This window comes from Streptomyces sp. NPDC033270 (assembly GCF_055576575.1).
The window spans coordinates 45,086-53,532 of record NZ_JBVIRA010000039.1; the positions used below are offsets into that span (position 1 = coordinate 45,086).

Here is an 8,447-nt window from a genome sequence, read left to right on the forward strand (position 1 = left end):
AGGCTCAGGTGACCATCCGCATCCTCGCCGCGATCGGCGACCCGGACGCCGCACGTGCGGTGTCCTCGCTGCTCGACCAGCTGCCGGACGCCGAACCCGCGCCCGCCGTCGCCGACTCCGCGGCGCTGATCGACGCCCTGGCCGGCGCCGCCGCCGGAAGCGGTGCGGCCCCGCCGGCGGGCCAGGCCACCTCCGCCGCCGGCGCGCCCTCGGCCGTCGAGGCGCTCCCCGAGGTCGTGCTGGTCCACGAACGGATCGGCCCGACACCGGCGCTGGAGGTGATCCGCGAGGTGGCGCTGCGCTTCCCCGCGGTCGGCGTCGTGCTGATCACCACGGACGCCGGGCCCGCGCTGTTCTCCGCGGCGATGGACGCCGGCGCCCGCGGCATCGTCGGACTGCCGCTCGGCTACGAGGAGTTGGCCGCCCGGGTGCAGGCCGCCGCCCAGTGGTCGGCGGGCGTACGGGTCCACCTGGGGGCCGGCCCGGAGGCCGCACCCGGGCCGGCCGGGACGCTGGTGACCGTCACCGGTGCCAAGGGCGGGGTCGGCACGACGGTCACCGCGGTGCAGCTGGCGCTGGCCGCGCGGGCCGCGGGCCGCAGCGTCGCGCTGGTCGACCTCGACCTGCAGTCCGGCGACGTCGCCTCCTACCTGGACGTCCAGTTCCGCCGCTCGGTCGTCGACCTGGCGGGCATCCAGGACATCTCCGTACGGGTGCTCCAGGACGCGGTGCACGACCACCACACGGGGCTGGGACTGCTGCTGGCGCCGGAGGAGGGCGAGCGCGGCGAGGAGGTCGACGACCGCGCGGCCCGCCAGATCATCGGCGCACTGCGCTCCCGCTACGAGGTGGTGCTGGTCGACTGCGGCTCCCAGATGCAGTCCGCGAACGCCGCCGCCGTCGAACTCGCCGACGCCGCCCTGCTGGTGACCACCCCGGACGTGGTGGCCGTACGCGCCGCCAAGCGGCAGGTGCGGCTGTGGGACCGGCTGCAGATCCGCAAGGCGGAGGACACCACGACGGTGGTCAACCGCCTCACCCGCGGCACCGAGATCCAGCCGCCGCTGGTCGCCAAGGCCACCGGCACCCACGTAGCCCGCACCCATGTCCCGGCCGCCTTCAAGGAGTTGCAGCCCTGCGTCGACGCCGGGCGGATGCAGGACCTGGACGGCCGGTCGACGGTCAAGCAGGCGCTGTGGGCGCTGGCGGGCGAGCTGGGGCTGGTGGAGTCACCGGCCGCGCGGCAGGGGCGGGGCAGCCATCGGGCGCGTCCGTCGCTGACGGGGCGCAAGCGCAAGGCCCTCACGGCGGGGGCGGCTCCCGGTTCCGGGACGGGTCCGGGCCCGGCATCGGGGTCCGCGTCCGGGGCCGGGTCGGGGTCCGGCACCCGGTTCGGGGCGCGGCGGGGGCCGGCCGCGGCGGCCGGCGGCCCCGGGCCGTTCGATCCGGCCGGTCCCTACGAGGAGGGCTGAGCGGTGCGGCGCCCCCTGGGTGGCAACGACCGCGGGCAGGTCTCCGTGGAGTTCCTGGGGCTGCTCCCGCTGATCCTGCTGGTACTCGTCCTGCTGTGGCAGTTCGTGCTGGTCGGGTACACCTACTCGCTCGCCGCGCACTCCGCCGACCGGGGCGCGCGGGCCGCCACCGCCACGGAGGGCGGCGGCGCGGGCGCCTGCCGCACCGCCGCCGAGGACCAGCTCCCGTCCGCCTGGCGGGCCGGCGCCTCGACCTCCTGCGGCACCGGGTCCGGCCTGTGGAAGGCCACGGTGAAGATCAAGGTCCCGGTGCTCTTCCCCGGCGCGGGCGACTTCCCGTGGACGGTCACCGGCACGGCCGGCGCCGCGAAGGAGGACCGAGGATGACCGCCGCACGCACCCCCGTCACCCCCGGCCGCCGCCCGCGCGTCCCGGCCCGCCCGCGCCGTGCCGCCCGGCTGCGCGGCCACGGCCGCGACCGGGGCCAGGTGTCCATCGAGTTCCTCGGCTTCCTGCCGATCCTGCTGCTGGTCGCGCTGGCCGTGGTCCAGCTGGGCCTGGCGGCGTACGCCGTCCAACAGGCCGGCACCGGAGCGCGCGCCGCGGCCCGTACCGCCTCGATGGACCGGGCCGACCGGGAGAGCGATCCGCAGACCGCAGGCCGGGCCGCGATGTCCGGCTGGGTCGCCGACGACGCGTCGATCACCGTGGGCGGCTCGGGCGGCGCGGTCCGGGCGACCGCGACCGTGCGGATCCCCTCCCTCATCCCCGGCGTCGACTTCGGCTCCGCCAGCCGCAGCGCCACCATGCCCCGCCCCGAGACACCCAGCGCAGCGCGTATGCGCGAAGGAGCACCAGGAGTGCCAGTGGCACGAAACGCACCAGGAGCACCCCGGCGATGAGCCTCAAGAGCAGGATCGTCGCCCCCGAACCGGCCGGCGAGGCGCGCCAGGACAGCCATATGGTCGCCGTCTACCGCGCCAAGCTGCTGGAGGAGATCGACCTCGCCGAGATGTCCTCGCTGGCCGCGGCCGAGCGCCGCTCGCGGCTGGAGCGGGTACTGGGCCACATCATCAGCCGCGAGGGCCCGGTGCTGTCGACGGCCGAACGCGCCCAGCTCATCCGCCGGGTGGTCGACGAGGCGCTCGGCCTCGGGGTCCTGGAGCCGCTGCTGGAGGACGCCTCGATCACCGAGATCATGGTCAACGGCCCGGACCAGGTCTACGTCGAGCGCTCCGGCCGGGTCGAGCTGGTCCCCGTGCGGTTCGCCTCCCACGAGCAGCTGATGCAGACCATCGAGCGGATCGTCTCCACCGTCAACCGCCGCGTGGACGAGTCCAATCCGATGGTCGACGCCCGGCTGCCGTCCGGCGAGCGGGTCAACGTCATCATCCCGCCGCTCGCCCTGAACGGCGCCACGCTCACCATCCGCCGCTTCCCGCGCGCCTACACCCTGTCCGAGCTCATCGGCATGGGCACGCTCGACGAACAGATGCTGATGCTGCTGGCCGGGCTGGTCCGCGCCAAGTTCAACGTGGTGGTCTCCGGCGCGACCGGCGCCGGCAAGACCACCCTGCTCAACGCGCTCTCCGGACTGATCCCCGACGGGGAGCGGATCATCACCGTCGAGGACGCCGCCGAACTCCAGCTCCAGCAGTCCCACGTCATCCGGCTGGAGTCCCGGCCCCCCAACGTGGAGGGCAAGGGCCGCATCACCATCCGCGACCTGGTGCGCAACTCCCTGCGCATGCGCCCCGACCGCATCATCGTCGGCGAGGTGCGCGGCGGCGAGACCCTCGACATGCTCCAGGCCATGTCCACCGGCCACGACGGCTCGCTCGCCACCGTCCACGCCAACAGCGCCGAGGACGCCCTGATGCGGCTGCAGACACTGGCCTCCATGTCGGACGTCAAGATCCCCTTCGAGGCGCTGCGGGACCAGATCAACAGCGCCGTCGACTGCCTGGTCCAGCTCACCCGGCACGCCGACGGCTCCCGCCGGATCAGCGAGATCGCCATCCTCGGCTCACGCGGCCACGAGGACTACCGGATCACCACGGTCTGCCGCTTCGAGGCCGAACCGATGGGCGCCGACCGCATCGTGCACGGCCGCTTCCGCTACTTCCCGCTGCCCCGCCGGGTCGCCGAACGCCTCTTCATGGCGAGCGAGCCCACCCCGCCAGCCTTCGGCGTCGCGGCCACCGACGACCAACTCGCCACCCGGAGGGCCACCTCATGACCGGCTGGGCCCTGACCACCGCCGCCGGGGGGCCGATCGCGGCCACCGGGACGCACCTCGTCCAGCTCACCATCGGGGCCACGCTGCTGTGCGGGGTGCTGGCGATCGCCGGCGTACGCACTTACGCGGCCGGCCGCGCCCAGCGGCAGGCCGTCGTCGACCGGCTCGACGACGACCACGGGCTGCCGGTGGCCGGACGGCGGCGCCGCTTCCCGTCCGTGGACCGCACCCTGCGCGGCACCCGCTTCGGCCGCCGCCTCGAACTGCGGCTGGCCGCCACCGGCCTGGACGTCACCCCCGGTGAGTTCTTCGTCGGCATGCTCGCCGCCGTCCTCGCCCTGTGGCTGATCGCCCAGGCCGTCCTCGCCCCGTTCTTCGGTCCGATCGCCGCACTCGTCGCGATCTGGGCGGCGTTCGCGTTCCTCAACTGGCAGCGCCAGAAGCGCATCGAGAAGTTCATCAACCAGCTGCCCGAGCTCTCCCGGATCCTCGCCAACGCCACCCAGGCCGGGCTGGCGCTGCGCACGGCACTGGGCATGGCGGCCGAGGAGCTGGAGGCACCGGCCGGCGAGGAGCTGGCGAAGGTCTCCGACAAGCTCTCCGTCGGCCACTCCATCGACGAGGCGCTCGGCGAGCTGGCCGAACGCCTCCCGTCCCGCGAACTGGTCGTCCTGGTCACCACCTTGGTGCTCGCCAACCGCGCCGGCGGCACCGTCGTCGGCTCGCTGCGCAACCTCACCAAGACCCTGGAGGAGCGCAAGGAGACCCGTCGCGAGGTCCGCACCCAGCTCTCCCAGGTGGTGGTCACCGCCTATGTGGTCCCGCTGCTGGGCATCGGCACCCTGCTGCTGATGAACCGCATCGCCCCCGGCGCCATCGACCGGATGACCTCCTCGTTCCTCGGCCAGCTCGCGGTCGTGGTGGCCTTCGCCCTCTACGGGCTCGGCTTCTTCTTCATCCGCCGCCTGTCCAAGATCGACGTCTGAGGGGAACGGAAGACGGTATGGGAATCGCAATGGTGCTGGCCGCGGCCCTGGCGCTCTCGGTCGTCGGCATCTGCTGCGGCATCGCCCTCTACCGCCGCGAGGCCCGGCTGCCGCCCGACCTGGCGCTGTCGCTGGAGGTCGGCTCGACCCGTACGACGGCCGTCGGCTCCGCCGTGGACCGGGCCGGCATGCGCTACGCACCGCTCGTGCTGCGCCTGATGGGCGACAGGCGCACTGCCCGCATCCGCCGCCGCATCGACCTGGCCGGCAACCCCGGCGGGCTGACCGTCGACCGCTACGCCGCCCGTCGCGCGGTCTACGGCGCCCTCGGATTCTTCGGCGCGCTGGTGATGTTCCTGCGCGGCCAGCCGGTTCTCGGCGTCCTGATGGTGCTCTTCGGCCTCTTTTGGACCGAGGTCGGCATCTGGGCCGCCATCCGCCAGCGCAAGGACACCATCGAGCGCACTCTTCCGGACTTTCTGGACGTGCTCGCCGTCGTGGTCAGCGCCGGTCTGAGCTTCCGCCAGGCACTGGACCGCGTCGCGGAGAAGTACGAGGGCCCCTGGGCCGATGAACTCCGCATCACGCTCCGGCAGATGGACATGGGCGTCAGCCGCCGCGCCGCCTTCGAAGAACTGCGCAAACGCAACGACTCGGAACAGGTCGCCCAGTTCGTCACCGCCCTGCAGCAGGGCGAGGAGCTGGGCTCGCCCATCGTCGAGACCCTGATCCAGATCGCGAACGACATGCGGCGCACCGACGCCCAGAACGCCCGGCGGCGGGCCGCCCGCGCGGTCCCCAAGGCCACCATGGTCGTCACCACCTTCATGGTCCCGGCCACGATGATCCTGCTCATCGCCGGTTTCTTCCTCGGCTCGGGCACCAACTTCGGCTCCCTGATGGGCGACTGACCGTGCCGCACCCGCCACGGACCCAAGGCGGCGGGTGCGCCCGGCGGCAGCGCCCCGTGCCCGGCCGGATGCGTACGGTTCACCGTGCGCTTCGCGACAACGCCTTCGCAGGAGCAACGAGTTGTGCCACAGTGGGTGGGCCGGCGGACGGGTCCGCGCCGCGGTGCGCCGCGGCCCGCCGGCCCGTATGGGCATCGGAGCGGGGCAGTGTCCCGAAGGGGGAACGGGGGTGGACAGGGTGTGGCTGAGTGGCCGAATCGCGCCGTTGTGTCCGTTGCCCGTGCCCCTTCTAAAGGAAGGGGTTCGGAATCCCTGTTCCGGGAACGCTGTTCCGGCGTACTTTTCTCGTGTCATGAGCGCGGACGAACGCGCCGACACCACGGGGGCAGACCAGCCGGACCAGAGCGGTACGGCCGCCCATGGAGGGGAATTCGATGGCGAAGCGGGTTTTGGGGAACGACCGGGGACAGACCTCGATCGAGTACCTCGGCATCATCGCGGTGGTCGTGGCGATCGTCCTGGTCCTGTCGACCACGGACTTCGGCAGTCAGATCGCCAACGCCATCGCCAACAAGATCTCCGACGTCGTCGGTATCTAGGCACCACCACCGCCGCCGTGACGGCCACGATCACGCGCCGCAGCCGGCGCGACGCCGGGCAGGCCTTTCCGCTCTACATCGTTGCGGTCGGGGGCCTGCTCTTTCTCGCGCTCGCGTTCTTCGCCGTGGGCCAGGCGGCGGCCACCCGCAACGGCGCGCAGACCGCCGCCGACGCGGCCGCGCTCGCCGCCGGCCAGAAGTACCGCGAACTGCTGGCCAAGGGCGTGCTCGACGGCCTCCGCGACGGGCGGTACGAGAGCGACCGGGCCGCCTGGGAGGATCTGCTGAACGGGCGCGGCGCCCCGTCCGACGGGGCCTGCGCGAGCGCGGACTGGTTCGCCGGCCGCAACGACGCCGAGGTCGCCTCCTGCACCCCGGACTCCTGGCCCACCTCGTTCGCCGTCACCATCAAGACCAGCGACACCGTGGGCCGTTCGGTCATCCCCGGCACCGAGAGCAAGCACGCGTCGGCCGGGGCGACCTCCGTCGTCAGACCGCGCTGCACCCTCGACCCGGCCGAGGACGACGGCGGCCCGCCCGACAAGCCCGACAAGGGCAAGGACGGCAAGGACGCCCCCGAGCCCGCCGCAATCAAGATCACCTGCGACGGCAAGGGATGGACGCTCGACCCCGCAAACCTCCAGGATCCCCCCGACGCCGCCGACCTGTTCTCCGTACGCCTGGCCCGCTGAGGCCGGACCCGCACCACCCCGACCGCCACCGCACCGACCCGACCGACCACACGACGATCGAAGGAATCGCATCCATGAGGATTCGGCGCACCACGAAGGCCGCCAGGGGAGCGGTCGCCATGGCGAGCGCTGCCGGCCTGGCTCTCGTCGTGGCCGGCTGTGGTGGCGGCGGTGACGGCGGTTCGCAGGCGACCGACGACAAGAAGCCGCCGGCCCGCAGCACCGCCCCCAAGGACAGCGGCCCCGGCACGCCCGCGGCCGACTCCGCCAAGGTGATCGGCGAGATGAAGGGCCCCGACGGCGTGGTGGTCACCCTCAACTCCGTCGTCCGGGACTCCGGCGGCTTCGTCACCGTCAACGGCACGGTGACCAACCACGGCAGCCGCGCCTTCAACGCCATCGACTGGCGCTCCAACGAGACCGAGCTGCGCTCCCGCTCCTCCATCTCCGGAGCCACCCTGGTCGACAAGGCGGGCAAGAAGCGGTATCTCGTGCTGCGCGACACCAACGGCGAGTGCCTGTGCACGACCGGGCTGAGCGGCCTGATGCCGGGGGCCAGCCGTCCGATATTCGCGCAGTTCCCGGCGCCGCCGGCCAAGGTGACCGAGGTCGACTTCCAGCTGCCGACCATGCCGCCGGCCAGCGTGCAGATCACGGACTGAGCGGGCCGCCCCGATGACCGTGACCCCGCTGCCCTGGACCCCGCGTGCACCCCGCGCCCGTACCGCCGTGACCGCTGCCGTCGCCCTGCTGCTGACCGTGGTGCTCACGGCCCCCGCCGCCCATGCCGACCCGCCGGGCGTGACCGAGGACTCCAGCCCCCCGGTCCGCATCGACCCCGGCGACCCCGACCTGCGGATGGTCCAGGGGGCCAAGCTCGCCCCGTCCAAGGTCCTCAACATCAAGTCCATCGTCGAGACGGACGACGGCTCCGAGCGCCGCCAGGACACCAACGACAACGTGACCTTCGCGCTCCAGGCCGAGGTCCTCTTCGGCAAGGACAGCGCCGAGCTGTCGCCGGACGCGCTGTCGCGGATCGCCACCATCGCCGCCGAGATCAAGCGGCAGCACGCCACCAGCCTGCGGGTCTTCGGTTTCACCGACAACCTCGGCTCGGCGGGCCACGGCCTGACGCTGTCCCGCAAGCGCGCCAACGCCGTCCAGCAGGAGCTGGCCAAGGACCTCGGCTCGTCCGTCGCCTTCCAGATCCGCGGCTACGGCGAGCAGTACCCGATCGCGGACAACAGCACGGAGGAAGGCCGCACGAAGAACCGGCGGGTAGAAGTCAGCTTTCCTCGGGCCGGTGGGCCCAGCTAATCCCACGTCTTTGTCTGCGGCGCCGTGCTGGTTTCTCGCCGTGTCGCCTGCGGCGGGCCCCTCCGCTGCGCTTTGCTGCGGCCGACTTGTCTGGCTTTCGCGCCGTTGCGCCTGCGGCGGGCGGTTGTTTGTCGGCTGCGGCCCCGTGGTGGTTGTTCGCCGTTGCGCCTGCGGCGGGCGTGGGTTGTCGGGTGCGGTGACAGCCCTACGGACTTCGTCCTACGGTCTGTC

Annotated in this window: 10 protein-coding genes; all 10 read left to right on the plus strand. The window is 72.8% G+C overall.

Annotation, left to right across the window (positions count from 1 at the left end; genetic code table 11):
• The first annotated feature begins 8 nt into the window (after nucleotides 1–8).
• Nucleotides 9–1,472, plus strand: a complete 1,464-nt coding sequence (locus ACZ5XZ_RS36065; RefSeq protein WP_468986148.1) for an AAA family ATPase — start codon at nucleotides 9–11, stop codon at nucleotides 1,470–1,472.
• Between the two features lie 3 nt (nucleotides 1,473–1,475).
• On the plus strand, nucleotides 1,476–1,859 hold the full coding sequence (locus ACZ5XZ_RS36070) for a TadE/TadG family type IV pilus assembly protein (RefSeq protein ID WP_468986149.1): 384 nt from the start codon (nucleotides 1,476–1,478) through the stop codon (nucleotides 1,857–1,859).
• The gene (locus ACZ5XZ_RS36075; protein ID WP_468986151.1) at nucleotides 1,856–2,374 is read left to right on the plus strand and encodes a TadE family protein; all 519 of its coding nucleotides are present in this window, start codon (nucleotides 1,856–1,858) and stop codon (nucleotides 2,372–2,374) included. Before ACZ5XZ_RS36070 ends, ACZ5XZ_RS36075 begins: the two co-directional genes overlap by 4 nt.
• Nucleotides 2,371–3,711, plus strand: coding sequence for a CpaF family protein (locus tag ACZ5XZ_RS36080; protein WP_468986152.1), 1,341 nt, complete (start codon nucleotides 2,371–2,373; stop codon nucleotides 3,709–3,711). Before ACZ5XZ_RS36075 ends, ACZ5XZ_RS36080 begins: the two co-directional genes overlap by 4 nt.
• Nucleotides 3,708–4,697, plus strand: coding sequence for a type II secretion system F family protein (locus ACZ5XZ_RS36085; protein WP_468986154.1), 990 nt, complete (start codon nucleotides 3,708–3,710; stop codon nucleotides 4,695–4,697). The genes ACZ5XZ_RS36080 and ACZ5XZ_RS36085 overlap by 4 nt, the downstream gene beginning before the upstream one ends.
• Before the next feature lie 17 nt (nucleotides 4,698–4,714).
• The gene (locus ACZ5XZ_RS36090) at nucleotides 4,715–5,608 is read left to right on the plus strand and encodes a DUF5936 domain-containing protein (RefSeq protein WP_468986156.1); all 894 of its coding nucleotides are present in this window, start codon (nucleotides 4,715–4,717) and stop codon (nucleotides 5,606–5,608) included.
• Between the two features lie 434 nt (nucleotides 5,609–6,042).
• Nucleotides 6,043–6,207: a membrane protein gene (locus ACZ5XZ_RS36095; RefSeq protein WP_033266190.1), complete on the plus strand. Its 165-nt coding sequence runs from the start codon at nucleotides 6,043–6,045 to the stop codon at nucleotides 6,205–6,207.
• Between the two features lie 17 nt (nucleotides 6,208–6,224).
• Nucleotides 6,225–6,899, plus strand: coding sequence for a pilus assembly protein TadG-related protein (locus ACZ5XZ_RS36100; protein WP_468986158.1), 675 nt, complete (start codon nucleotides 6,225–6,227; stop codon nucleotides 6,897–6,899).
• Nucleotides 6,900–6,973: 74 nt separating this feature from the next.
• Nucleotides 6,974–7,561: a hypothetical protein gene (locus tag ACZ5XZ_RS36105; protein ID WP_468986159.1), complete on the plus strand. Its 588-nt coding sequence runs from the start codon at nucleotides 6,974–6,976 to the stop codon at nucleotides 7,559–7,561.
• A 13-nt stretch (nucleotides 7,562–7,574) separates the two neighbouring features.
• Nucleotides 7,575–8,216 carry an OmpA family protein gene (locus ACZ5XZ_RS36110; RefSeq protein WP_468986161.1) on the plus strand — a complete coding sequence of 214 codons (642 nt, stop codon included), beginning with the start codon at nucleotides 7,575–7,577 and terminating at the stop codon, nucleotides 8,214–8,216.
• The last annotated feature ends 231 nt before the right edge of the window (nucleotides 8,217–8,447 follow it).